This is a genomic window from Streptomyces sp. WAC 06738, from assembly GCF_003945505.1.
GTDB lineage: Bacteria > Actinomycetota > Actinomycetes > Streptomycetales > Streptomycetaceae > Streptomyces.
The window spans coordinates 3,044,498-3,065,257 of sequence record NZ_CP029618.1 but is presented as its reverse complement, the minus strand read 5'-3'; the positions used below and the strand labels follow the sequence as shown (position 1 = coordinate 3,065,257).

At 70.7% G+C, this 20,760-nt stretch carries 32 protein-coding genes and 2 pseudogenes; 26 read left to right on the top strand and 8 right to left on the bottom strand.

The features are described from left to right. Positions 1-43 precede the first annotated feature (43 nt). Positions 44-301 (bottom strand): annotated as a pseudogene (locus DMB38_RS13060) (tyrosine-type recombinase/integrase); the annotation flags it as partial. A gap of 31 nt (positions 302-332) precedes the next feature. Here DMB38_RS13060 and DMB38_RS13055 point away from each other — a divergent pair. Then, positions 333-773 (top strand): DUF4259 domain-containing protein, encoded by a 441-nt coding sequence (locus DMB38_RS13055; RefSeq protein ID WP_164715981.1) that lies wholly within the window; start codon positions 333-335, stop codon positions 771-773. Positions 774-993: 220 nt separating this feature from the next. Here DMB38_RS13055 and DMB38_RS13050 read toward each other — a convergent pair. After that, positions 994-1,408: pseudogene (locus tag DMB38_RS13050) on the bottom strand (transposase); the annotation flags it as partial. Here DMB38_RS13050 and DMB38_RS37675 point away from each other — a divergent pair. Next, entirely contained in the window at positions 1,292-1,639 is a 348-nt protein-coding gene (locus tag DMB38_RS37675; protein WP_346429506.1) for a transposase, read from the top strand. The pseudogene DMB38_RS13050 and the gene DMB38_RS37675 overlap by 117 nt on opposite strands. A gap of 9 nt (positions 1,640-1,648) precedes the next feature. On the opposite strand, the gene DMB38_RS13040 is transcribed toward DMB38_RS37675, so the two are convergent. The 3 genes from DMB38_RS13040 to DMB38_RS13025 all read right to left on the bottom strand — a co-directional run bounded on the left by DMB38_RS13040 (position 1,649) and on the right by DMB38_RS13025 (position 4,518). Further along, a complete protein-coding gene (locus DMB38_RS13040) occupies positions 1,649-1,960 on the bottom strand; it encodes a helix-turn-helix transcriptional regulator (RefSeq protein ID WP_164715979.1) in 312 nt (103 codons plus the stop codon). Positions 1,961-2,458: 498 nt separating this feature from the next. Further along, positions 2,459-3,664, bottom strand: a complete 1,206-nt coding sequence (locus tag DMB38_RS13035) for a site-specific integrase (RefSeq protein WP_125935330.1) — start codon at positions 3,662-3,664, stop codon at positions 2,459-2,461. Positions 3,665-4,137: 473 nt separating this feature from the next. Then, the gene (locus DMB38_RS13025) at positions 4,138-4,518 is read right to left on the bottom strand and encodes a hypothetical protein (RefSeq protein ID WP_206337687.1); all 381 of its coding nucleotides are present in this window, start codon (positions 4,516-4,518) and stop codon (positions 4,138-4,140) included. 165 nt (positions 4,519-4,683) lie between these two features. Here DMB38_RS13025 and DMB38_RS36815 point away from each other — a divergent pair, with 165 nt between their 5' ends. From DMB38_RS36815 to DMB38_RS12925, 17 genes are all read left to right on the top strand, one after another. Beyond that, positions 4,684-5,262, top strand: a complete 579-nt coding sequence (locus tag DMB38_RS36815; RefSeq protein WP_240662166.1) for a hypothetical protein — start codon at positions 4,684-4,686, stop codon at positions 5,260-5,262. Between the two features lie 94 nt (positions 5,263-5,356). After that, positions 5,357-5,704, top strand: coding sequence for a hypothetical protein (locus tag DMB38_RS13010; protein ID WP_125935328.1), 348 nt, complete (start codon positions 5,357-5,359; stop codon positions 5,702-5,704). Continuing rightward, the gene (locus DMB38_RS13005; protein ID WP_125935327.1) at positions 5,701-6,627 is read left to right on the top strand and encodes a hypothetical protein; all 927 of its coding nucleotides are present in this window, start codon (positions 5,701-5,703) and stop codon (positions 6,625-6,627) included. Before DMB38_RS13010 ends, DMB38_RS13005 begins: the two co-directional genes overlap by 4 nt. Positions 6,628-6,808: 181 nt before the next feature. Next, the gene (locus DMB38_RS36105) at positions 6,809-6,946 is read left to right on the top strand and encodes a hypothetical protein (protein WP_164715977.1); all 138 of its coding nucleotides are present in this window, start codon (positions 6,809-6,811) and stop codon (positions 6,944-6,946) included. Positions 6,947-6,951: 5 nt separating this feature from the next. After that, positions 6,952-7,302 (top strand): helix-turn-helix transcriptional regulator, encoded by a 351-nt coding sequence (locus tag DMB38_RS12995; RefSeq protein ID WP_240662698.1) that lies wholly within the window; start codon positions 6,952-6,954, stop codon positions 7,300-7,302. Next, positions 7,299-8,342, top strand: a complete 1,044-nt coding sequence (locus DMB38_RS12990) for a YqaJ viral recombinase family protein (RefSeq protein WP_125935324.1) — start codon at positions 7,299-7,301, stop codon at positions 8,340-8,342. Before DMB38_RS12995 ends, DMB38_RS12990 begins: the two co-directional genes overlap by 4 nt. Before the next feature lies 1 nt (position 8,343). Next, positions 8,344-9,117, top strand: coding sequence for an ERF family protein (locus DMB38_RS12985; RefSeq protein ID WP_240662164.1), 774 nt, complete (start codon positions 8,344-8,346; stop codon positions 9,115-9,117). Beyond that, on the top strand, positions 9,117-9,830 hold the full coding sequence (locus tag DMB38_RS12980) for an exonuclease domain-containing protein (RefSeq protein ID WP_125935323.1): 714 nt from the start codon (positions 9,117-9,119) through the stop codon (positions 9,828-9,830). The genes DMB38_RS12985 and DMB38_RS12980 overlap by 1 nt, the downstream gene beginning before the upstream one ends. Then, positions 9,827-10,123: a hypothetical protein gene (locus DMB38_RS12975; protein ID WP_125935322.1), complete on the top strand. Its 297-nt coding sequence runs from the start codon at positions 9,827-9,829 to the stop codon at positions 10,121-10,123. Before DMB38_RS12980 ends, DMB38_RS12975 begins: the two co-directional genes overlap by 4 nt. Beyond that, complete coding sequence (locus DMB38_RS12970) at positions 10,116-10,616, top strand: hypothetical protein (protein WP_125935321.1); 501 nt, start codon at positions 10,116-10,118, stop codon at positions 10,614-10,616. The genes DMB38_RS12975 and DMB38_RS12970 overlap by 8 nt, the downstream gene beginning before the upstream one ends. After that, entirely contained in the window at positions 10,616-11,596 is a 981-nt protein-coding gene (locus DMB38_RS12965; protein WP_125938992.1) for a DNA cytosine methyltransferase, read from the top strand. The genes DMB38_RS12970 and DMB38_RS12965 overlap by 1 nt, the downstream gene beginning before the upstream one ends. A 246-nt stretch (positions 11,597-11,842) precedes the next feature. Then, a complete protein-coding gene (locus DMB38_RS12955) occupies positions 11,843-12,421 on the top strand; it encodes a hypothetical protein (RefSeq protein ID WP_125935319.1) in 579 nt (192 codons plus the stop codon). Further along, the gene (locus tag DMB38_RS12950; protein ID WP_125935318.1) at positions 12,418-12,720 is read left to right on the top strand and encodes a hypothetical protein; all 303 of its coding nucleotides are present in this window, start codon (positions 12,418-12,420) and stop codon (positions 12,718-12,720) included. The genes DMB38_RS12955 and DMB38_RS12950 overlap by 4 nt, the downstream gene beginning before the upstream one ends. 890 nt (positions 12,721-13,610) lie before the next feature. Beyond that, on the top strand, positions 13,611-13,841 hold the full coding sequence (locus DMB38_RS12940) for a hypothetical protein (RefSeq protein WP_125935316.1): 231 nt from the start codon (positions 13,611-13,613) through the stop codon (positions 13,839-13,841). An 11-nt stretch (positions 13,842-13,852) separates the two neighbouring features. Further along, positions 13,853-14,071 (top strand): hypothetical protein, encoded by a 219-nt coding sequence (locus DMB38_RS12935; protein WP_125935315.1) that lies wholly within the window; start codon positions 13,853-13,855, stop codon positions 14,069-14,071. After that, positions 14,068-15,321, top strand: coding sequence for a hypothetical protein (locus DMB38_RS12930; protein WP_125935314.1), 1,254 nt, complete (start codon positions 14,068-14,070; stop codon positions 15,319-15,321). Before DMB38_RS12935 ends, DMB38_RS12930 begins: the two co-directional genes overlap by 4 nt. Beyond that, entirely contained in the window at positions 15,318-15,659 is a 342-nt protein-coding gene (locus DMB38_RS12925; protein ID WP_125935313.1) for a hypothetical protein, read from the top strand. Before DMB38_RS12930 ends, DMB38_RS12925 begins: the two co-directional genes overlap by 4 nt. A 17-nt stretch (positions 15,660-15,676) precedes the next feature. Here the strand turns inward: DMB38_RS12925 and DMB38_RS12920 are convergent, their stop codons facing one another. Further along, positions 15,677-16,210 (bottom strand): hypothetical protein, encoded by a 534-nt coding sequence (locus tag DMB38_RS12920; protein ID WP_125935312.1) that lies wholly within the window; start codon positions 16,208-16,210, stop codon positions 15,677-15,679. A gap of 32 nt (positions 16,211-16,242) precedes the next feature. Here DMB38_RS12920 and DMB38_RS36100 point away from each other — a divergent pair, with 32 nt between their 5' ends. The 6 genes from DMB38_RS36100 to DMB38_RS12895 all read left to right on the top strand — a co-directional run bounded on the left by DMB38_RS36100 (position 16,243) and on the right by DMB38_RS12895 (position 18,894). After that, positions 16,243-16,398 (top strand): hypothetical protein, encoded by a 156-nt coding sequence (locus tag DMB38_RS36100; protein WP_164715975.1) that lies wholly within the window; start codon positions 16,243-16,245, stop codon positions 16,396-16,398. A gap of 102 nt (positions 16,399-16,500) precedes the next feature. Further along, entirely contained in the window at positions 16,501-17,259 is a 759-nt protein-coding gene (locus DMB38_RS12915; RefSeq protein WP_125935311.1) for a hypothetical protein, read from the top strand. Then, a complete protein-coding gene (locus DMB38_RS12910; RefSeq protein ID WP_125935310.1) occupies positions 17,256-17,480 on the top strand; it encodes a hypothetical protein in 225 nt (74 codons plus the stop codon). The genes DMB38_RS12915 and DMB38_RS12910 overlap by 4 nt, the downstream gene beginning before the upstream one ends. A 3-nt stretch (positions 17,481-17,483) precedes the next feature. Then, entirely contained in the window at positions 17,484-17,831 is a 348-nt protein-coding gene (locus DMB38_RS12905) for a hypothetical protein (RefSeq protein ID WP_125935309.1), read from the top strand. Continuing rightward, a complete protein-coding gene (locus DMB38_RS12900) occupies positions 17,828-18,163 on the top strand; it encodes a hypothetical protein (protein ID WP_125935308.1) in 336 nt (111 codons plus the stop codon). Before DMB38_RS12905 ends, DMB38_RS12900 begins: the two co-directional genes overlap by 4 nt. Then, the gene (locus tag DMB38_RS12895; RefSeq protein ID WP_125935307.1) at positions 18,160-18,894 is read left to right on the top strand and encodes a hypothetical protein; all 735 of its coding nucleotides are present in this window, start codon (positions 18,160-18,162) and stop codon (positions 18,892-18,894) included. The genes DMB38_RS12900 and DMB38_RS12895 overlap by 4 nt, the downstream gene beginning before the upstream one ends. A 430-nt stretch (positions 18,895-19,324) precedes the next feature. On the opposite strand, the gene DMB38_RS12890 is transcribed toward DMB38_RS12895, so the two are convergent. Then, a complete protein-coding gene (locus DMB38_RS12890) occupies positions 19,325-19,786 on the bottom strand; it encodes a hypothetical protein (protein ID WP_125935306.1) in 462 nt (153 codons plus the stop codon). A gap of 237 nt (positions 19,787-20,023) precedes the next feature. On the opposite strand from DMB38_RS12890, the gene DMB38_RS12885 reads away from it, so the two are divergent. Beyond that, entirely contained in the window at positions 20,024-20,428 is a 405-nt protein-coding gene (locus tag DMB38_RS12885) for a hypothetical protein (RefSeq protein WP_125935305.1), read from the top strand. Between the two features lie 74 nt (positions 20,429-20,502). Here DMB38_RS12885 and DMB38_RS12880 read toward each other — a convergent pair whose 3' ends face one another. Continuing rightward, complete coding sequence (locus DMB38_RS12880) at positions 20,503-20,742, bottom strand: hypothetical protein (protein WP_125935304.1); 240 nt, start codon at positions 20,740-20,742, stop codon at positions 20,503-20,505. Positions 20,743-20,760: the final 18 nt, after the last annotated feature.

The window sequence follows — 20,760 nt, the reverse complement described above, 5'->3', positions numbered from 1 at the left end:
GGCGAGGCTTCTGCGGTTCTTGACGGCAACGCTGACGGCAACGTCAGCGGACGACGGCTGCGGCGGGCGGGTCTTCGGGTTCGTCGTCGTCCTGGTCGAGGGCGTGGCCAAGGGTGTCGATGGCTTGGCGCTGGAGGCGGAGTCTGACGTTGGCGTAGACGCCGGCGGTGACGCCGATGTGGGCGTGGCCGAGGAGTTCCTTGATGACGACGTGGTCGACGCCCTGTTCCAAGAGCAGGGTCGCGGTCGCGTGCCGGAGATCGTGAAAGCGGATGCGGCGGAGCCCCGCCCGGCCGAGGAGGATACCTGCCGTAAGTGCCAAATTGGAGTTGATGACGGGAACCTGGGGTTCAGGCCCTTTCGACAGCGACGCAGCTGAGGATTTTCTCGATGAGCTGGAAGGGCGGTCTGCTCCGCAGAGGCTAGCTGCCGTGGAACGTACCCTCCGTTCCGCTATCGAAGGAGACGGGAGTTCATCCTCTTCGGTGCTACCGGAGGAAGTAATGGCTGCCGCTGCAGTAGTTGCTGCAAACATTCCTGCAGGGAATTCGCTGGCTTGGAACGAGGAAGTTGCGGGCATTACTGAGTGGCTGGTGAAGCCTGTTGAGCCTGCTCTGGCAGCATCTGCCGCCCAGGCGCTGGACGTGGCACTGCCTCCAGACGGATGGTTCTGGCGAAGCTGGGTGGACATGGAGGAGCGATCTGAGGCACAGGCTGCCATCGATCGACTGCAGTCAATTTTGCGTCCCGCTGGTCCAGCAGATTCTCGATGAATAGGCTGGAGTCCTGAGGCTCAGTTTACGTCCAGCTAGAAAGTTCGACTGGAAGCAGTTTCCGTCAGGCTCTTTAGCTCTTGACGGCAACTTCAAAGACCACGGCAGGAAGACGAGTGAGGACTGTCACAGCAGACGCCCCGAGGTGATCAACTCAGGGTGTCTGCTGTTATGGCGAGTTGTTGCAGATTCCGCTTATTGATCCGAAGCTCAAAGGGTGCTATTCAAGGATGTAGCGGACGTGCGGGCCGGCGAAGTGGACGCGGATAATGTGCTGCTGACGTTGGCGGCGGTGGAAGAACCTGCGGGATTCGGCAGCGAGCTGGGTGTGGTCACACGCACGGCTGTTTATGGGCAGACTCAGGTTGAGGTCGGCGTTTATCAGCTCGTCGGGGTTCAGCTCGGGCGCGTAGGACGGCAGGAAGTGCAGCTCGATCCGGTCAGGATGGTCGGCGAGCCAGTGGCAGACCTCGCGGGAGCGGTGGGTGCAGTGTCGTCCAGGACGCCTTGTGGGCGAAGTGGCCCGGAAGGCGGTCCAGGAAGCGGCACATGACGTCGGCGTCGAAGGTTTCGGTGAAGACCATGAAGTGTATGCGGCCCTTCGTGCTGATCGCGGACATCACGTTCGCGGAGAAATCGCCGCCCGCGACTGGCTCACCGTCTTCCAACTCCCGCCCTACGCACCCGACCCCAACCCCGTCGAGGGCCTGTGGTCCGTACTGCGGCGCACCACTGGCCAACCGAGCCTTCGCCAACGCCGACGACTGATCACCACCGTCCGCCAAGGACTACGCAAGCTCCAATACCGCCCCGACGTCCTCGACGGCTGCCTCACCGGTACAGGACTCCGACCCGCACCACCATGACGACATCACTCATTCAAAGTCAGTAGCTTCGTGCGGCCCGGTTTTAGCTTCATCACCGTCAGCCGCGAAGCGGATGTCGATACCCCTGTCGATGTCCTCCCGCAACCTGACCAGCTCCCCGTTCGCGCCCACCGCCCGGTCGATCGCGGCCACGACGTGAAGCGTCGGCAGTTGCTCGCCGCGCTCGGCTCTCCCCAGGTAGGTGCTGTCGTACTGCACCTGGGGGGCCAGCTTCGCCAGAGACCGACCGGCTTGCCGGCTCACCGTGACTCGGGGATCGAGATCGTCGATGGCGAGGAGGCGGCTGCGCTGGCTCGCCACCAGACACAAGCGGTACTTGAGGTTCTGTCATGGATTGCCGGGCAGCGGCGTCGGCAGGACAGCTCGACCGCGTCGGCGATGAGTTGACGGCGCGTGTTTCCCTTCGCAGGCATAGTCCCTCGCAGGGTTCGAACCTGCGACCAGGAGTGGGTCGGTGCTTTCTGGTGACGCATACGTCTGACCTGGGCTTTTATCGTGTATCTCGAGGGCGTGACGTGACCTCGGGCGTCACCCGTATGCGCCGCAGGCAGTGTCACTCACGTGTGCGGAGCTGTACTGACCTGCGGATTCACGCGTCGCAGGCTGGTGCCCCCGGCAGGATTCGAACCTGCGACACCCGCTTTAGGAGAAGACGTAAAGCGATCATGAGGCTTGACCGGTCTCGACTAGGCTCAAACAGCCTGGTCAAGGCGCGCGAAGACCCTCGAATGCCAGCCTCACCAAGCGTCGCCCAGGATCCCCAAGGGGGTTTCGTGGACTCCGTGTGGACTCGGCCCGTCACACGGCCCGCAACATTCGAACACCCGGCTCCCGCCCAGGTGCCATGAGCGCCAGCACCTGAGCCGCCACATCCTCCGGCGAGTGCTGGTAGATCCACGTGACCTTCGAGCCACGATCGTGCCCCATGACCGTCTGTACCTCCTTCTCCGGCACCCCCAAGTCCTTCAACCACGTGGCGAAGACATGCCGCAGATCATGAACCCGAGGCCACCACTCCGTCCGTTTGGTCTCGGGGTTCACCACCTTCCGTGCCAGGCCAGCGTCTTGAATCGCTGGTACCCACGTGCGGCGGAAGTTGTGCCGCGTCAGCACGCCGCCCTGCGGCCCGCGGAAGACGAGTTCCTCGGGGACGAGATCGTAGGGATCTGAGATGGGGCTCGCCGTCTCCCGAGGCCGCCATCGGTCCACCATCACGCGAACGGCGTCCGCCGCCTCCGGAGTCAGCGGAACGGTGCGGAAGCCGGCCCCGCTCTTCGGCGCAGGCTTCCGAAACAGCCGCCCGTTGTCCTCACTGAGCACTTCCTTCACCTTGAGGTGCTGAGCCTCGAGGTCGATGCTTTCCCAACGGAGCCCGGTCGCCTCCCCCCACCGAAGACCCGTCTGCTCCAGGAACACGAGCATCGGCCGGTAGTACGCGGGTGTGTGCTGGCGGATGAGCGCGCACTGCTCGCGAGTGGGCGGCCGCAACTCGTCGGCGTGCTTCTTCGGTGTGGCCTCAAGCTCAAGCTCGGCGGCCGGGTTGAAGGGAATGCGCTGCCCGTCGCGGACGGCGTCGCGGAGCATGCCGCGTAGCAGCTCCAGCACCTTCTTGCGGGTGTGGTGCCCTGGCACGCCGTTCGTGAGCCAGTGCTGCAACTCCATGTACTCCAGGTCGCACAGCCGCCACTTGCCCCACTTGGGCTCGATGTGGGTGGACCAGTTGGACAGCTTCCTGTTCCGCGTTGTCACAGCCTTCTTCGGCTGCGCCGGCCACCACAGGTCCCACCAGGCGGCGAGAGTGATCTCACCGCGTTTCGGGTCGTTGTACGTACGCCGGCGGACGCGGGTCCGGACGTCGTCGAGGAAGTCCTCTGCCTCCTTCTTCCTCGGGAAGTTCTTGGAGCACTGCTTCCCGGACGGGTCGCGGTAGCGGGCCTGCCAACTGCCGATGCAGTCGCGCCTGCGCCTGCGCTCACCGTGCTTCTCGGGCGGGTACTTCTCCATGCAGAGCATGCAGCCGCAGGACTTCGTTCTGATCTGTCTGGGGTTGTTCGTGGGCCTAGGCGCCACGAGTCACCACCTCCGTCGAGCGTCGCTGGTTGGGAACACGGGGCTCGTCCGTGGAGACCGCCACGGGCTGCCCGCACCAGCAGACTGCACCGAAGGTGGGTTGCTCGACACCGAGTTCTGCGAGAACGCCGCGTACGGCGCGTAGGGTGCGCTCAGCGTCGAGGAGCGCCGGGACGGTGATCGTTCGCGTCTCTGGGACCCAGGGCGCGGTTACGAGGGCGGAACGTAGGACGCGGACGCACATCTATCCCCCAGGGCAGGCGGACTCACTGTGGCCGGAGGGGGAGGACTCCGGGGACGTGGGGTCGAAGGTAACCCGCGCAGGCGGTCGCTGTAGATAGTTGCGCCGATACTTTCTGCTCAGTAACTTCCGCGATTGTCTACAGAGAGTGACATCACACCTCCGTTTAGACTCCCTGCGCCCCAGAACGGTTGTGCTGTACCAGTGCTTCCATCTCGAGCACCTTCGCCTCTTGCTGCTCGGCGGTCAGCTCGCGGTACAGGAAGAGGATGCGCTCTTCGGCGTCTTTGGAGAGCGGGCCCGGCGTACGGCGGCCGGCGGCCTTGAACACCCGGTCCTCCGGGATGCCGTACTCCGACGCGAGCCCCCGGAGCTTCTCGCGGTTGGGCCCTCTTCCTGTTCCGCGCTTCCGGTGTACCCAGGCGTTGACGGTGGCGGGGGCAACGCCGATGCGGCGGGCGATGGCGCTCTCGTTGTCGCCCGTCGCCTGCTTGATCCACTGGATCAGATCCGCGAGATCCTCGCTGTGCTCCCGGCCGCTCGTCACAGTGCCAGACTGCCCGCACTGTTCTACTTTTCGCAAGTGAAAGTAGAAGGCGCGGCGCAATCTGACCCACGCTAGAACGTGTGTTCGCATTCCGCAACCCCGCCCGAGACTGGGGATTACTTGGCGACACTCCCTTGCGCTGGTCGCTACTCACACTGTAGAAATGTGTCAGCGCGCCAGTCGGGCCGCACCATCACCAACCGGCACGAGGTCAACATGCACAAACTCCTCCGCAAGGGCTCGGGTCAGCCACTGCGCGACGCCATGACGGCGGCGGGAGTGACCGGACCTCAACTCGCGGAGGCCACGCGACGAGTCGACACCGCCGGGCGCGGAATCAGCCCGGCGACGGTCGGCAAGCTGACCGGCGTCGGAAAGACCGCTACGGACTCCTGCCGGCTGCGCACGGCCTGGCTCATCGCCGAGGCCCTGGATCAGCCGCTCCACAGGCTCTTTTTTTTGCCCTCAGTTTCAACAGACACAGTTGAAAGGTCAAACCCCATGGCCAGGAAGACGCTCGCCGAGCGCCGCAAGGCCCTCCCGAACGGTCTGCAGCCGCTGCTCAAGCAGGCGGAGTTGGAGGCGTACTACGGCGTCTCGAACTGGACGGTCGACCAGTGGGTCAAGCGCGGGTGCCCCGTCGAGGACACCCCGTTCCGCGGGCGCCGCTTCGACCTCGACCGCGTGAAGCAGTGGATCGCCCAGGACCAGCAGTCCGCCGCGGACAACGCGGCCAGCGCCTGAAGGTCCCCGCCCCCACCAAGCCGACGGGGCCGCCGGCTGGACCCGACGACCCCCACGGATCAGCACCTCCCCACCTGAGAAAGCGAGGCTCCCCGTGAGCACTCAGACTACCGAGCGGGCCGTACAGCCGCTCACCCCCAGCGCCCAGCTCGGGCCCGCGTTGGCGCTCGTCGAGCTGCTGAAGCAGTTCCCGGGACTGCCGGCCGCCGAGTGGTGTGTCGACCAGTACACCGGCGAGTTGAGCGGCCACCTGTACCGCTCCACCTTCGACAAGCTCACCGCCTTCGCCGAGGTGTTGGGCGGAGAGATCGCGCCCGGCCGCGACTACGAGTTCCGCGGCGAGATGCTCCGGCCGCACCGGCTCCGGTCGGTCTGGCAGGACGTGCGCGTCGTCATCACCGCCACGATGCCCGCGCCGGTGGCGAAGGCGGTCGCGGCGTGAACGCCCCGACGCGCGCGGTGTCCGCGCTGGCGGACGTGATCCTGCGGGCGCAGGAGAACGGCCGGCGGACGCCGATGGGGATCGCGTTCGCGATCGACGCGGCGCGGATGGTGATGTCGCCGGAGACGGCGGCCGATCTGGACCGGCTGCGGAGGCTGGAGGCGACCGCCTCCAGTGACCTCACGCGTGAGCTTCGGGTCGCGTTGACCGAGTGCCTCGGCGACGCGAAGCCCGCGACAGGCGCGCTGCTCGTGCAGCTCGGCGGGTCGGTCCGGAACCGGCTTGCGCACGACCGCTCCACGCAGCGCGAGGACTGGTACTGCATGAACCTCGCCGCCTTCATGGGTGAGCGGATGGGTCCGGTGCTTCGGCGACTGCTGGACGCAGAGATCGAATGTGCGCGGCTGCGGGGCCGGGTGGCGGAGCTGGAGCAGGTCGAGGCCGCGCTCCGGGCGCTGCTGCCGACCGAGCCGTGCCCGCAGGAGGGCACGCCGGTCGAGCTGGCGCAGGAGCGGGCGTGGCACGCGGTGTGGGAGCTGGTCGCCGAGCACCTCGGCGTGACGCTGCCGTACTCGCCGACGACCGAGGCCGGGAAGGTCACCCGCGGCGACGCGGGCGGGATCACCCAGGCCAACGCGGCGCCCACGGTCGAGGTGTTCCGCGCCGAGTACGAGCACGAGATCACCCCGATGGAGAGCTACACCACCCGCGCCGTCGCCCGCGAGCACTGCGAGACCGAGGCCCGAGAGGTGGAGCCCCGCCCGTGCGAAGTGTTCGAGCTGGAGTGGCGGCCCGACCCGGATGACGAGCGGACCGAGGAACTGTGGGTCGTCGGCACCACCCCGGGCGACGAGGAGCGCACCGGATACAGCGTCACCGCCGTCGCCATCGCCACCGAGTACGACCGGGAGGCCGACCGGTGAGCGCCGCCGAAGACCGCGCGCCCGCCGCGGACTTGCCCGCCATCCGCGTCGCCTGCCCCCTCTGCGGGTCCCCCGCCGGCGCGCCGTGCACCTCGCACGGCGGCACCCGCGAGCGCCGTCACGACGTCCACCGCGCGCGCACTGCCGCATGGACCGCGCAACAGAGCGGCGGTGACCGCTCGTGAACTGGATCGTCGTCATCTTCGTCGGTGTGGCTGTCGTCGGCCTGGCCCTCGTCTGGTACGCGGGGCTCGACGACGGCGGCCAGCACCGCCAGCCGCGCCGCCGGTTCTTCCGCCAGGGCGGTGGACGGCTGTGAAGGACATGAACGCCAACTTCGGCGACTGGCTACGCCGCGCGCGTCGTGATGCCGGCCTCAGCCAGAAGCAACTCTGCCACGCGCTGATCCCCGCGGGGCTGCGCCTCATGCAGTCCCAGATCACCAAGACCGAGCGCGGCGAGCGCCCCGTGAAGCTCAACGAGGCCGTGGCCATGGCGCAGATGTTCGGGACCACGCTCGACGTAGCACTCGGTCTACAGCCAGGCCCGAGCGGTATCGCCGCTGAAGAGGCTGAGCGGCGTGCGGTCCTGCTGAAGCAAGCCGCCCGTCGCACTGCGCTCTTGAACCAGCTTCGCGACCAGATCGATGCCGAGCTGGGCGGTGATGCCGGATGACGATCGCCGCGCAGGCCGGGGCTTCGGCCCCGGCCGCCGGCCGGAGGGTCACCCCCACCGGCCGCCTCATCCTCCCCGCCGACGCCGACCGCGCGGACTGGCTCGCCGCCCGCCGCCACGGCATCGGTTCTTCCGACGTTCCCGCGATCCTCGGCGTGGTCAAGGAGCGCACCCCGCTGCACGTCTACCTCGACAAGCGCGGCGAGTTGGACGACGACGCCGGAGAGCCCGCGTTCTGGGGCAACCAGCACGAGGAGACCGTCGCCCGCGTCTGGGCGATGCGGAACCGCTCGGTGATCCGCCGTATCGGCCTCGTCGCGCATGCCGACCGGCCGCACTGGATGACGACGCTCGACCGGCGGGTGACCGAGTGCCCGCTCGCCGAGGACCGCCGCCCGTGCGCGCTGGAGGTCAAGACCCGCAGCGCGTTCAAGGCGGCGCAGTGGCACGCCGGGCCTCCGGACGACGTCCTCGCGCAGATGCTCTGGCAGATCGTCGTCAACGGCTACGAGCACATGCACTACGCCGTGCTCATCGGCGGCAACGAGTACCACCAGGGCACCGTGCGGGCCGACCAGCACGGCGAGGTGATGGCGGACATCACCACGGCCGTTGACCGGTTCTGGGCCGAGCACGTCCAGGCCGAGGTGCCGCCGCCGGCCACCGGCGACGGCGAAGTCCTCGCCAAGCTGTACCGCCGACTGCACCCCGAGCGCTCCGGCACGGTCGACGTCGACCGCCACGAGGACGCCCTCGACGCCCTCGACGACTACGAGCGCGAGCGGCTGGCCGAGTCCGCCGCGAAGAAGCGCAAGAACGCCGCCAAGGCCCGGATGCTCGCCGCCCTCGGCGGCGCCCAGTCCGCGCTCGTCGGCGGCAAGCGCGCCTACTCCATCGAACCGACCGCCGGACGCCCCGCGGTCGACCTGGAGCAGCTCGCCGAGCGCTGGCCCGACGCCTACGAAGCGGTCGTGAGCTGCGCGCCGGGCGAGCGCCTCGACATCTCCAACGACTTCCGCCACACCAAGGGGGACGCCTGACATGGGCCTGCGAGAGAACGCCGCAGCCGCCGCCGGCCGCCAACTCGACGACCAGCACGACCGGCCGGCCGACGCCGACAGCCCGCCGCTGCCCGACCCGATGGCCGACTACGAGCCCGGCGACGACGACCCCGAGATGGTGCCCGTGCACCTCGCGTGGCTGCGCGTGCGCCGCGAGATCCGCGCCATCGGCAAGGACTCGGAGTACGACGACCACCGCAACACCCGGTACAACTACCGCGCCGCGGACACCGTCGTGCAGTACTTCGGCCCGGTCACCCTCAAGCACGGCGTGAACGTCATCCCGGTCAGGACCGACACGTCGTACAGCACGAAGAACACCAAGAGCGGCAGCACCATGCGCGAGTGCTCCGTGACCGTCACCTGGCACATCATGGGCCCGACGGGCGATGTCATCGAGGCCCAGACCGCCGGCGAGGCCCTGGACACCTCCGACAAGGCCACGACGAAGGCGCAGACCGTCGCACTGCGCAACCTCCTCCTCAACGGCGGCCTCATCCCCACCGGCGAGCGGGACCCCGACGCCGACCGCATCGAGCGCGGTGTCGAGGCCCCGGCCCGCACGCCGGAGTCGTACCGCGACGAGATCCTCGAACGCGGCACCTCGCCCGGGCGGTTGCAGCAGATCAGCTACGAGCTGGCCAACCTGCGCATGCTCGGCCGGAAGGTGCAGAACGAGGTCGGCGAGCCGGAGACGCTCGACGACCTCGGCCGCCGCATCTACGCCGAGCGCACCGGCGGCGGTGACGCCTGATGTGGCACGCCGACCGTCTCGCCGGTTTCGACCTGGAGACCACCGCCCCGGACCCCGAGACCGCGCGCATCGTCTCCGCCTGCGTCATCCAGTGCGGCGGCGGCCAGCCCACCGCATCCGCCGTGTGGCTGTCCGACGTCGACGGCGAGACCATCCCCCGCGAGGCCGAGAAGATCCACGGCATCACCACCGGCATCGCCCACACCCAAGGCCAGCCGCTCGCCGAGGTCGTGCAGGAGATCCTCGCCGCCCTGACGCAGGTCACCCTCTCCGGCATCCCCGTCGTGGCCATGAACGCCCGCTACGACTTCACCGTCCTCGACCGCGAGGCCCGCCGCTTCGGGCACCCGCCGCTCACGGACACCGCCGGCGGCATGGCCGTCGTCGACCCGTTCGTCCTCGACAAGCACGTCGACACCTACCGCCGCGGCTCCCGCAAGCTGACCGCCCTCTGCGCCCACTACGACGTGCCCATCGGTGACGCGCACTCCGCGGACGCCGACGCCATCGCCGCGTGCCGCGTCGCCTGGCGGATCGGCAAGCGGAACCCGCGGCTGGCCGCGATGACGCCCGAGGAGCTGCACACGGCGCAGGTGGGATGGGCCGCGGAGCAAGCGGCCTCGCTTCAGGAGCACTTCCGCAAGAAGGACCCGGCCGCGGTCGTGGAGCCCGCGTGGCCGCTCGTGCCCGCCGCGGGGGTGGGCACGCCGTGACCGCGTTCACCGGTACTGCGCTCGCCGCCGTCTTCGCCGTCGTGGTGTGGGCCCTCGCCGCCCGCCTCGACAAGGCCATCGGCCGCCGCGGCACCGTCCCGGTCCCCCGTACGCCTGCTGCCGCGGACGACACGTACGCGGCCCGCGGCAGCAGCGCCCCCGCCCCGCCCGCACCGGCGCCGCTGATCAACCCGAACGCGCTGGTACGGCTGCGAGCCGAGGCCGACCCTGACCCGCTGGCCACGTGCCGCGCGATCTGGGACACCGAGGCCCCCGGGGGCGGTCGTGGCTGACGCGCTCCCGCTGCCCGCTCAGGTCCCCGCCCCGGCCTCCCGGCCGGGCGCGGGGCCCGCGGCCCCGTACGTCATCGCGCTGCCCGCAGGGCTGGAGCTGATCAACTCCAACGAGAGCCAGCACCGCGCGCGCCGCGCCCGCATCGTCAAGAAGATCCGCGGCGCCGCGATGGAGGCCGTCAGCGAGTGCCCGGCGCTCATGGACGCCCTCGCCGCCGCCAAGCCCGGCCCGCTGTTCCAGCGCGCGCACATCCTCGGCATCCTCCACCCGCCCAAGGCCGGCCGCCGTGACCCAGCGAACTGGTACCCCAGCTTCAAGGCCGCCGTGGACGGCATCGTCGACGCCGGCCTCCTGGACGACGACGACCACACGCGGGTCGTCGGCCCGGACATGCGCCTCGGCCGGAAGGTGGCGCGCGGGCAGCTCGTCCTCGTCGTCCGCGGCCTGGCCCCCGGCGACGACCCGCTCGGCACTACGGCGGTGGCCCGGTGATGCCCCGCATCGGTTCCCTCTGCACCGGCTACGGCGGACTCGACATGGCCGTCACGGACATGTTCGGCGGCGAACTCGCCTGGGCGTCCGACATCGACCCCGCGGCCTGCCAGATCATCGCCCACCGCATGCCCGGCGTGGCGAACATCGGCGACCTCACCGCCGCCAACTGGGCCGCAGTCGAGCCCGTCGACGTCGTCACCGGGGGCTATCCGTGCCAGCCGTTCTCTATCGCCGGCAAGAGGAAGGGGACCGCGGATGAGCGGCACCTCTGGCCCTACATCGCCCGTGCCCTTGGGGTTCTACGACCCCGAGTCGCGTTCTTTGAGAACGTCGCGAATCACCTTCGAATCGGGTTCGACACCGTCCTCGCCGACCTTGCCGCCCTCGGGTTCGATGCGGAGTGGTGTGTTGTACGCGCGGACGAGGTCCGCGCTCCCCACCGACGTGAACGGCTCTTCGTCTACGCCACACGACGAGGCGCCGGCGCCTCTGCTGCCTACCCCCTCCGCGAGCGCCCACGACGACGGGAAGGACCCGGCGACCTGGAGGGCGCGGCGGGAGCGGATGCGGGCGGCGCATGGCTGCGGGATCGGCACCCCGCCGCTGCCGGTGCTGGTCACTCTGCTGCCGACGCCAACGGCCACGGACGCGAAGTCGTCGAGCGGAGCGAACCCGGCATGGGGCCACGGCGAGACGCTGGCGGACGCAGCCCGCAGCGTTGGGGCCGGTTCTCCCCGGCGGTCGCGCGGTGGGAGGCGATCACGGGCCGTCGTGCCCCTGGGGCAACTGACCATCGAGGCCGACTGAGCCCCGCGTTCGTGGAATGGATGATGGGCCTGCCCGCCGGCTGGGTCACCGACGTCCCGGGGCTCAGCCGCGCGGCCATGCTCCGCGTCCTCGGCGCTGGCGCCGTGCCCGCGCAGGGCGCCGCCGCGTGCCGCATCCTCCACGCCCGCGCCGTCGAGGCGGGGAGCTGACGTGCCCGCCCGCGGCCGTCGGCACCGCCGCGCTGCCCCCGCCCCGAGGCCCGCCGGGCAGCCTCTCGTCCTCGACTGGCGCGGCCTGGAGCACTGGTCATGGACGGACCGGCCCTGCCGGTACTGCGGCTTCGACACCCCCCTCCGCGACAGCAAGGGCAAGCCCGCGCACAAGGTCTGCGCCGAATTCGCCGTGCAGAAACAGGCCGCCGAGGCGGCCGAAGCCTATGGGAAAGAGCGACTCCATTGAGCACCCGCCCGTACACCACCGCCGACCTCCGCGCCGAGGCCGCCGGCCAGCACGCGACCGCCACCGCGGACCCCGACTTCATGGGCATCGGTGAGCAGATGCTCGGCGCCCTCATCCCGTCCACCGTCACCGACCCCGACGCCTCGGCCACCAGCCGCGACGGCGGACGTACCTGGGACATGCTCGCCCGCGACGACTTCGAGGCCGCGCTGTCCACCGAGCAGCGCCGCGGCCTGTTCGAGCAGCCGGGCCGCGTCGTCGTCGCCATCGTCGAACTGACCTCGAAGCAGTACACCGGCCACGCCGACGGCGAGGAAAAGGCCCCCGAGGTCAAGCTCCGCGTCACCGGCTGCGAGGTCGGCCGCAGCGACGACGAGGCCGCCTCCCTGCTGGACGCCAAGCGCGCCATGTGGCGCGCCCGCCGCATGGACGGCACCCTCGACGAGATCGGCCAGGGCACGCGTGACGCCGAAGCCGTCCTCGACGGCGCGTTCGGCGGCTACCCGACCGAGGCCGAGTACAAGAAGCACGCGCGCGAGCAGGAGGAGCGGCGCCGGGCGGAGTTCGTCCGTTGACGACCCGCCAGGCCGGAGACGGGGCGCGCCGCGGCACCTGCGGCTGCGGCGCGCCCCTGCTCCGGCAGCTCGTCGGCCGCGTCGCCGCGCTGTCGGTCGTGGCCGACGCCCGGCCGCTGCCGCTCGCCCGCGCCCTGGCCGCCGTCGAGCCGAACCGTCTCGCCTGGTGCCTGATCAATGGAGAGCACGTGGAGCCCCGGCTGCGCTGGATCAACCGCGGGACGCACCCTGCTACGTGCCCGCACGCGCACGTGCTTGACCACCGCTGCAACGGACCCCCGCGCGGTCGCCGCCCGTGAGCCCGCACCCCATCGGACAGAGAACGAGGTCCCGTGAGCAGCAGCCCCCGCCAGCAGACCGTCCGCAACGCCTGGATCAACCTGATCCGGGACGAGGCGTTGCGGGCGCGTCGGCCCGAGGTGTGCAAGGCCGCCGGCGTCGGGGTCTGGATCGCGACGTATGCCGACGCCGACGGGTCGAATGCGTTTCCGTCTGCTGAGACGCTCTCCAAGATCGTCGGGTGCACGGACGAGACGGTCACCCGCTGCGTACGGCTCCTGATCGCCGTGGGGCTCCTCCAGCGCAAGCGCCGCCCGAACCAGTCCGCCGTGTACCAGCTCGTCATGCCGTTCGAGCGGCCGGATTGGGACGCGCACATGCACGTCTGGGGGGAGTCTCGCCAGGCGCGCGCTCGACGTCTGCAGAAAGAGCGCGAGATGGCCGAGTTCCTCGCGGAGCGGCAGCCCCGGAACCCGTCCGCGGACGGTAACCGGAACCCGTCCGCGGACGGGGGTCAGGATCCCTCGGAACCCGTCCCCGGCGGGGGTCCGGAACCCGTCCGCGGCGGGAAACCAACCCCACCCGGAACCCGTCCGCGGACGCCCCCGGAGCCCGTCCCCGGACGGGTTCCGGACACCGTCCCCGGCGGGGGGGACCAGTACCCCCTACCTAAAGGTAGGGACCCACAACTTGACCACGACGTGCCTGGCTTCCCAACGCAACCAGACTCCCGCGCGGGCGCGCGCGAGGCGAACGACGATCCCCCCGGCCAACACGAGCCGCCTGCCGCGGCCCCCGCCGCCGTCGCCCGCTGCGCCGCATGCGGCCACCCGCTGCTCCCCGACCCCCGCCGCCCCGGCCGCGACCGACACACCCACTGCACCGCCCAGGCCGCAGGAGGCGACGCCGCATGACCGCGTACGAGCAGCTCCTCGCCGAGACCGTCCCCGACGGCACGTTCGGCGGCCCCCGACCCCAAACGCCCGAGCCCCCGAAGCCCCCGGTCCACGTCGAGCCCACCAGCCCCGAAGACCAAGCCCGACACCGCGCCGAACTCGCCGCCGCCATCGCCACACACCGAGTCGGCCAGCCCAAGCCCCAGCCCCGCCGCCACCTCCGCGCACTCCCCAACGCCGCATGAAGGAGCAACCCATGCACGGCCTCGACCGCGCGCACCCGGTTCCCGCCGGCCCCGCGTATACGCACCCCGACGTGATCACCGACGAGCCCGACCCGGGACCGACCGGACCCGATGCCGCGGCGTGGGCCGCCGGTCTCCTCCTGGACGCCGGGAAGCACGTGCACCTCGCCGCGTCCGGGCAGTCCGTGTGCCTCTCCGGCGCCTGCGGGTTCGTGGGGGTGCCGCAGTGAGCGGGGAGGGCCGCGCGCCCCGCGACACCGACGCGCCCGCAAAGCCCTTCTCGCCGTCCGCGGCCGGGCTCGCCGCCGGCGCCAGCGCAGTGCCCGGCTTCATTGCCGGCATGAAGCGCGGCCAGCGCGTCATCGAGGCGGCCGGGCTGTGGCGCCAGCTCGTCTCCTACCAGCCTGGGGTCGCCGCCGCCCTCGTCGCGCAGATCAGCGCCCTGCCGCAGGACTGGCCGCTCCGGCTGTTCCACGTCGGCCGGCAGGACGCCGCTGTTGCGCTGCCGCCCGACGAGGAGCCCGAGGAGACCGCGCTGCTGATCGACGTCGCCCCGGTGAACGAGTTCGAGGCCGTCGCCCGGTGCCGGGCGTGCTCGTCACAGGACGTCGGGGACTGCCGGTGGCACCGCGGGTACGCGGCCGGGAGCATGGCGCTGTACCGGGCGGTCGTGGAGGCGCTGAAGGCGCAGCCGCGGCTGACGGATGCGGCGCTGCTGGAGTGGTTGGACGTGGCCGCGACGACGGTGGGTCTCGGCGAGCCGGTGCCGGAGCCGCCCGCGTCGGCCGAGGCCGCGGACCGCGGTGAGCCCGCGCCGCCGCTGGCCCCGGCCCGCGCGGAGGCCCACCCGCCGCGTACCGAGTGGCTGCCGGAGACGCGCACCGAGCCCCGCGGCGCCTGGTACCGCGCGACGTACCCGCGCCCGACCCGGGAGGCGGCAGAGGCGTACATCGCCTACGAGCGCGCAGCGCGCATCGAACCCGGCAGAGCGGAATACCGGGTCGTAGAGGCGACCACGACGTACCGCGTCGCCGATCCCGCTCCGCAGCAGCCTGCGGCAGAGCCGCCCTACCTACCGTCGGTCACTTGGGTCGTGCAGACGCACCTCCGCGGCACGTGGAAAGTGTGGAGCAGCGAGGACGACGACCGAGACGCGGTGCGCGAGGACTTCGAGCGGAGCGTGGCGCACGACGGCGGCAGGCACGGCTATCGGATCGTGCGGTCGACCACGACGTACGCGGTCGAGGCCGAGCACACCCCAGCGCCGGACGAGGCGGGCCGGATCGTGGCGTACCGGTCCGCGGCCGAGTCGGCGCTCCGGTGCCTCCGCCACGCTCCGACTCAGGACGCCATCGACCGCGGCTTCTTCCACCCGGTCACGGCCGACGACCTCCCGGACGGCGGCACCTGCACCTGCCACGTGCAGCCGGGGGAGCCCTGCGGCGTGAACGTGCTGATCCCCCAGGACGGTGCGCGGTGAGCGCCCGGCGCCGCATGGTGTGCGGCAACGACCCCACCGTCCAGCTCTCGGCCGGCGACCGCGAGGCCGTCGACGACTTCACGGCGTGGCTCAAGGCCCGGCAGGACGGCACCCTCGACGAGCAGATGCACGCCGCGGCCGACAAGCTGCGCCCTTCCTCGCCCGCCGTCGCTGCGCACACCGTCGCCGTACGGATCAGCCCGGCCGCGGCGGACGCCGTCGCCGATCTCCTCGACTGGTGCGCCCGCGCGCCCGCCGGCGGCGTCGCGATTCCGTACGAGGCGCACGTCCTCGCCCGTCGTCTCCTCGAAGTGCCAGCCGCGGGTGAGCAGAAGTGACCGATCACCTTGAGGGCCTACTCGCCCGGAGGCCCAAGCACCATTCTGGCCTGCCCGACAAAGAGGCTTCGGGCCTCCTCCAACACGCCAGATGCCTCCGCGAACTTGATGACGCGCGTGTCACTGCTGAGCATCGGCACCCGTTCGGTGTTGGCCCTCGCCACCGCCGCGTCGTAGATCCTCTGGGCGAGATTCGCAATGTCTTCCGTGCCCGTGATCGCGACGGTTGTCACCGCTCGCTGGAGCGCCCGCAGTGCCCTATTTTCCTCTCGCCACAGGTCTCGGATCTCGCTCTCTCCGTGCTCTCGGGGATCAATGCGGATGCGCATGATGGGTTCGAGGGCCTGACCCGCTTCCTCCAGCCGGTCGAGCACCGCGGCATATGCCACTTGACGTTCTTCGCGCAGGCGGTGCCGGACGTCCACGGCTTCCTGATCTCGCACCTGTCTCTGAGACGCGCGGCTCTGCAGCCACGTCGTGCCGAGCGACGCGAACAGCGTGCCGGCAATACCCATGCCTGCCACCAACAGCGAGATGTCGCCCTGGTCCATGTGGGCGATTCTCCCGCGAACCGGAGGCACAGATGAGTCCTTGTTGGCTGTTCGCCTCCCCGCCGCTAGTCGTCAGCCTCTTCGTCACCGTCGCCGGGCTGATCGGCAACGCCAACTCCCGCCGCCGCCACCCGCCCGACGACTGGCCGGCCCCGCCCGCCCGCGACGAACACGACCTCGGCGCATGACCAGCGTCCTCGAGGGCCTCACCGCGTTCGCGACCCTCATCGCCCTCGTCTCCCGCATGACCACCGGCTACGGCCGCAACCCGTTCACAGGAAGGCCCCTTGATGGACATCACGACCGCGCTCGCCGCGCCCGACCCCGACGAGCCCGAACGGCCCGACGCCCCGTACCCTCCTGGGCCGTCCAGCCGCGCCGAGACGTTCGCCGAAGAGCAACTGCGCGCCCTCGGCCAGCGCATAGAGGAAGCCAAGCAGAAGCAGCGGCGTTCCGAGCTGGAGCCCGTCGTCGCCTCTCTCGTCGGCATGACGACCGAGCTGCAGCGGATCGCTGACTCCCTGGAGCGCACCGAGCTGGAGCCCGTCGAGCGCACCGCCGAGCCCACACGGCTGCGCCTGGACATCGCCGGCGACTTCCGCGAGCAGATGCGCCGATGGGCCCGCACAGACCCCACCGGATTCGGCAGCGCCGTACGCCGCATGGCGCGCATCGACGACACCCTGCCGGCCGACGTCCTCCCCGACGACACTGCGGGGGACATCACCACCGCCGTACGCCAGCGGAAGGCCGCCGAGGATCGCGCCCGCCGCGCCGAGGCCACGATCGAGCGGATGAAGCGCACCAACCGCATGGTCAACCACGGTGTCCGTATGGAGCGCGAGCGCGCCGAGCGGGCCGAGGCCACCGTCGCCCGCGTCCGCACCTTTGCCGCCTGCATGCGCGCTCGGACGTTGCCCCGCAGCGAGGCCGCGGAGTACGCCGCCCGCCTCCTCGCCGTCCTCGAGGAGCCGTCGGCGTGCACCTGCACGCACGCCGAGCGCTTCGCCACCTGCCGCGCCACCGACACCCCGAAGGACCCGACGTGACCAACTCGACCACCACCGACCTCCGCCGCGAGCTGGCGAAAGCCCACGAAGCCCTCGCCGCAGCCGAGATCCACCTCGCCCGCCACGCCGAGGCCAACGCCGCACTCCACTGCGCCAGCACGGTCATGTACTCCCCGCTGCACGCCAAGGTCCAGGCGGCCCGCGTCGGCATCGAACACGCCCTACGGCGCACCCCTACCGACGCCCCGAAGGAGTCCTGACCCATGCCCCAGCACAACCCGCGCGCCGTGCACTTCGCCCGCACCGGAGCAGCACAAGCCGCCGGGCGCCACGCCGCGACCATCCGCAAGCAGCGCGACGAACTCCGCGCAGCGCTGGACGAGATCCTCGACCGGTTCACCGGGACCAGCGACGGCCAGTACACCGCGGCCGCCACCGCCGAAGACCTGGAGCGCTGGCGCAAGGCCGGCACCTCGAAGGGGACCGACACGTGCAGCGCCACCTTCAACCGGCCGAACTCCCCCGACGAACCCGTTCACTGCATCGTCGATGCCGGACACCCCGGTCCGCACATCAGCCGCGACGGGGATTACTGGGGGCACCCGCAATGACGATCCGTCGCCTCACCCCCGGGCAGGCCCGCGCCGTCGGCCGCGCCCTGGCCCGCGCCGCCGAGCTGTTCGCGCAGTTCGTCCGCGCGGTCCGCGAGATCGGCCGGCGCCTCCTCACCGCCGTCGACGAGGCGCGCTGGCTCGCCCGGCAGGTGCAGACCGTCCTCGTCCGCGCGGACCGGCCCGCCTGGGCCAGCCCGTACGGACCACCTGCCCCGGCGACACCGCGCCTGAACACGCAGCAGGGGCGCGCCCTCTGTCCGGGAAGACCCGGGCGCGCCCCGCAGGTGGAGATCACGATACGCCCCGAGCACCACAGGAGCACGCGATGACCACCACCCCCGCACCGCAGCAGCACCCCCTCCAGCACATCGCCGAACACTGGCCCCGCCTACGCGACATGCTCGACACCCACCACGGCGCACCGTGGCCCCCGGCCGGCCGCATGGCCGACTACCTCGCCCAGCTCGACGCCGCCGACCGCGAAGCCGTACGCGCCGCCCGCGCCGCCCAGCGCGCCGCCGAGCGCTCCCCGGACCAGCTCGGCGACCGCCCCGTCCCGGTCAGGCTCGACATCCTCGACACCATGCGCGCCCTCGACGCCGTACTCCTGCAGCTCGCCGACCAGATCGCCGCCGAGATCCAGCGCCCCGCATACGGCACCCCGCGGCGCTCCGCCGGCCCGCTCGACGAGCTGGGGCAGCGCATGCGCCTCGTCCAGGCCGCCGACGAGGCCGACGCACGCCGCTGGCACTGGAACGGGCCCGGCCGCGACTCCGGCGCCGCCGCGGCGTGGCTCCACGCCCGGATCGAGAACCAGCCCGGCCCCTTCGCCGCGCTCGACGCCGCCAACCGCGAGCGGATCGAACGCCTCGCCGCTGAGGCCGCCGAGCGCCTGGACGCCGCGCTCGACCTCGTACGCCGCGCGCAGACCCTCGACCGGCCGTGCCCGTACTGCCGCGGCGAGTTGCACATGCACTCCGGGGACGGACAGCCGCCGGCGGTCATCTGCGCGAGCTGCGGGCGTACGTGGCGGGAAACCGAGCCGGAAAAAGTCGCCTGACGATGCTGTCTGGCCGCGGACGAGCCTGGGCAAGGGTTGGAGGCGGTATTCCCGCCGTCTCCAGCACTTCAACTGCGGAGGCCAGAATGCCAAACTCGACGCCGATCACCGTTCTCTGCCCGCGCTGCCTGAAGCCCATGCCGGGCGTGCCGCACCGGCCCAATGAGGAGCCGAAGCTGCCGCCGCGGCACAGCGACGGGACGCCGATCTGCCGCTGAGTCGACGCCCGGTCTGGGATGCCCCTGGACCGGCCCGTCCGTCGAACTCCCCGCGGTAGCCTGGTAGCTCGCACAGCGGAGCCCTCCCCGATCCTTTCGGGGAGGGCTCGCGTTGTGTCTGGTCGCCGTTCAGACCCCGGGCTGCGGATAGGCGGTGCAGGACAGCGGAGGGGGCGCGCCGACCACGACGCGCCCCCTCCAGGTCAAGGTCCCTACTCGTCTTCAGGGTCCGGGACCCCATCAAGGAACAGGCCGGCCTCCTCATCAACCGACGCCCCGCCCATGGCCACGGCCGTGCTCAGGGCCCGCAACTCAGGCAGCTTGAGGCGCCGCACCTGCTCAAGCGTGAGCGGCTCCTCGATCTCGCCGTACGCCTCAAACAGCCAGTACGAGTACTGCTCGACCTCGGCCTCTGCCGCACGCTTGTCGCACAGCGTCTGCGCCAACTGCTCGAGGACCGGCACGTCGTCCTCACCAACGCCCGTCAACGTTGCGAGGAGCGACCGCAGGTGCTCGGGCACCTTGTCGTCCGGCCGCACCCCGCACCACTGCTCGGCAACCATCTCCGCTACCCGGCGCTCGGGGACCTGAAGTGCCTTCGCCAGATGCGGGTAAAGCCGCTGCTCTGGCGGGGTGTCGACCTCCCACCATCGCACCTTGTTCCACCAGGTCACGGACCGCTTGAAGCCGCAGTCTGCTGCCATCTCTTGGTACGTCTTGCCTCTGTGGTTGAGGTAGGCCACTTGATCGCTAAATGGGTATCTCATGGCAAGAGAGCATCAACTCAAAAACACAGACTGTCAATTCCTGTTGATGCGTGGACAGTTGCAGCGACCGGCGCCAAGCACAGGGAGGGGCGCGCAGGGACCAAGACGTGCCCCTCCTCCGTGGTCCGACTACACGCCCGCGACGTGGCCGGGCCGCCGTCTCCTTCCCCCGGAGCAGGCCCGTCTCATTCACGCCCACTCCAGCCCACGCCCGCGACAGGATGCCCTCATGCCCGATACCAACAGCCCCGCCCGGCAACGGCCGCCGCCGACCTCACCAGCGCTCTGCACGCCGCGGGCTTCGCCGAGGCCGACGCCGCGGTCTTCTTCAACACCGAGGTCTACGAGGTCTATGTCCGCCTCAACCACGACGACACCGAGGCCCTCCGTAGCCTGCTTGACCTGGGCGCTAACGCCCTGGCGATGGCCCTGCACCCTCTGGGCATCCAGCCGCGCGGCGGGGCAGACATGCCCGATCACGTCTCGCTGTACCTCACGCCCGGAAACGCCCTACGCCTCGCCGAGCACGTGCGGCAAGCGGTGGAATGAGGCTCAACACGTCTGAGAAGTGACCGCCCGTCGCGTCCCCGCTGGGACTCGGCGGGGTCGCTGGCATTCCCGCGTCAGTCGCCGCCGGGCAGCCTGCGCGCGATCCTGCCGGCGACATCCCGCGCTGCCCACCCCACCGCGCCCTCGCTGTCCGCGAGCTGCTGGAGCAGGAGCACCACCGCCCGCGCCTCCCCGACTGTCACCAGCGGCACACGGTCATCCGGCACGTCGACACCGAGCCACTCACCCAGCCGAGCCTCGTCGTTCTCGCTGATCGTCACACCGGAGCAACGCGCCCCAAGCGGGAAGGTCACTCACGCATCCAGCCCGAG

Excerpts from the sequence above, each read along its gene's own strand:
- DMB38_RS12965 (WP_125938992.1), top strand. The coding sequence starts at position 10,616 with ATGCCCCGCATCGGTTCCCTCTGCACCGGCTACGGCGGACTCGACATG.
- DMB38_RS12980 (WP_125935323.1), top strand. The coding sequence starts at position 9,117 with ATGTGGCACGCCGACCGTCTCGCCGGTTTCGACCTGGAGACCACCGCC.
- DMB38_RS36100 (WP_164715975.1), top strand. The coding sequence starts at position 16,243 with ATGAGTCCTTGTTGGCTGTTCGCCTCCCCGCCGCTAGTCGTCAGCCTC.
- DMB38_RS12920 (WP_125935312.1), bottom strand. The coding sequence starts at position 16,210 with ATGGACCAGGGCGACATCTCGCTGTTGGTGGCAGGCATGGGTATTGCC.
- DMB38_RS12985 (WP_240662164.1), top strand. The coding sequence starts at position 8,344 with ATGGGCCTGCGAGAGAACGCCGCAGCCGCCGCCGGCCGCCAACTCGAC.
- DMB38_RS12915 (WP_125935311.1), top strand. The coding sequence starts at position 16,501 with ATGGACATCACGACCGCGCTCGCCGCGCCCGACCCCGACGAGCCCGAA.
- DMB38_RS13035 (WP_125935330.1), bottom strand. The coding sequence starts at position 3,664 with ATGGAGAAGTACCCGCCCGAGAAGCACGGTGAGCGCAGGCGCAGGCGC.
- DMB38_RS13055 (WP_164715981.1), top strand. The coding sequence starts at position 333 with ATGACGGGAACCTGGGGTTCAGGCCCTTTCGACAGCGACGCAGCTGAG.
- DMB38_RS12895 (WP_125935307.1), top strand. The coding sequence starts at position 18,160 with ATGACCACCACCCCCGCACCGCAGCAGCACCCCCTCCAGCACATCGCC.
- DMB38_RS12900 (WP_125935308.1), top strand. The coding sequence starts at position 17,828 with ATGACGATCCGTCGCCTCACCCCCGGGCAGGCCCGCGCCGTCGGCCGC.
- DMB38_RS12990 (WP_125935324.1), top strand. The coding sequence starts at position 7,299 with ATGACGATCGCCGCGCAGGCCGGGGCTTCGGCCCCGGCCGCCGGCCGG.
- DMB38_RS12905 (WP_125935309.1), top strand. The coding sequence starts at position 17,484 with ATGCCCCAGCACAACCCGCGCGCCGTGCACTTCGCCCGCACCGGAGCA.
- DMB38_RS12995 (WP_240662698.1), top strand. The coding sequence starts at position 6,952 with ATGAACGCCAACTTCGGCGACTGGCTACGCCGCGCGCGTCGTGATGCC.
- DMB38_RS12940 (WP_125935316.1), top strand. The coding sequence starts at position 13,611 with ATGACCGCGTACGAGCAGCTCCTCGCCGAGACCGTCCCCGACGGCACG.
- DMB38_RS12935 (WP_125935315.1), top strand. The coding sequence starts at position 13,853 with ATGCACGGCCTCGACCGCGCGCACCCGGTTCCCGCCGGCCCCGCGTAT.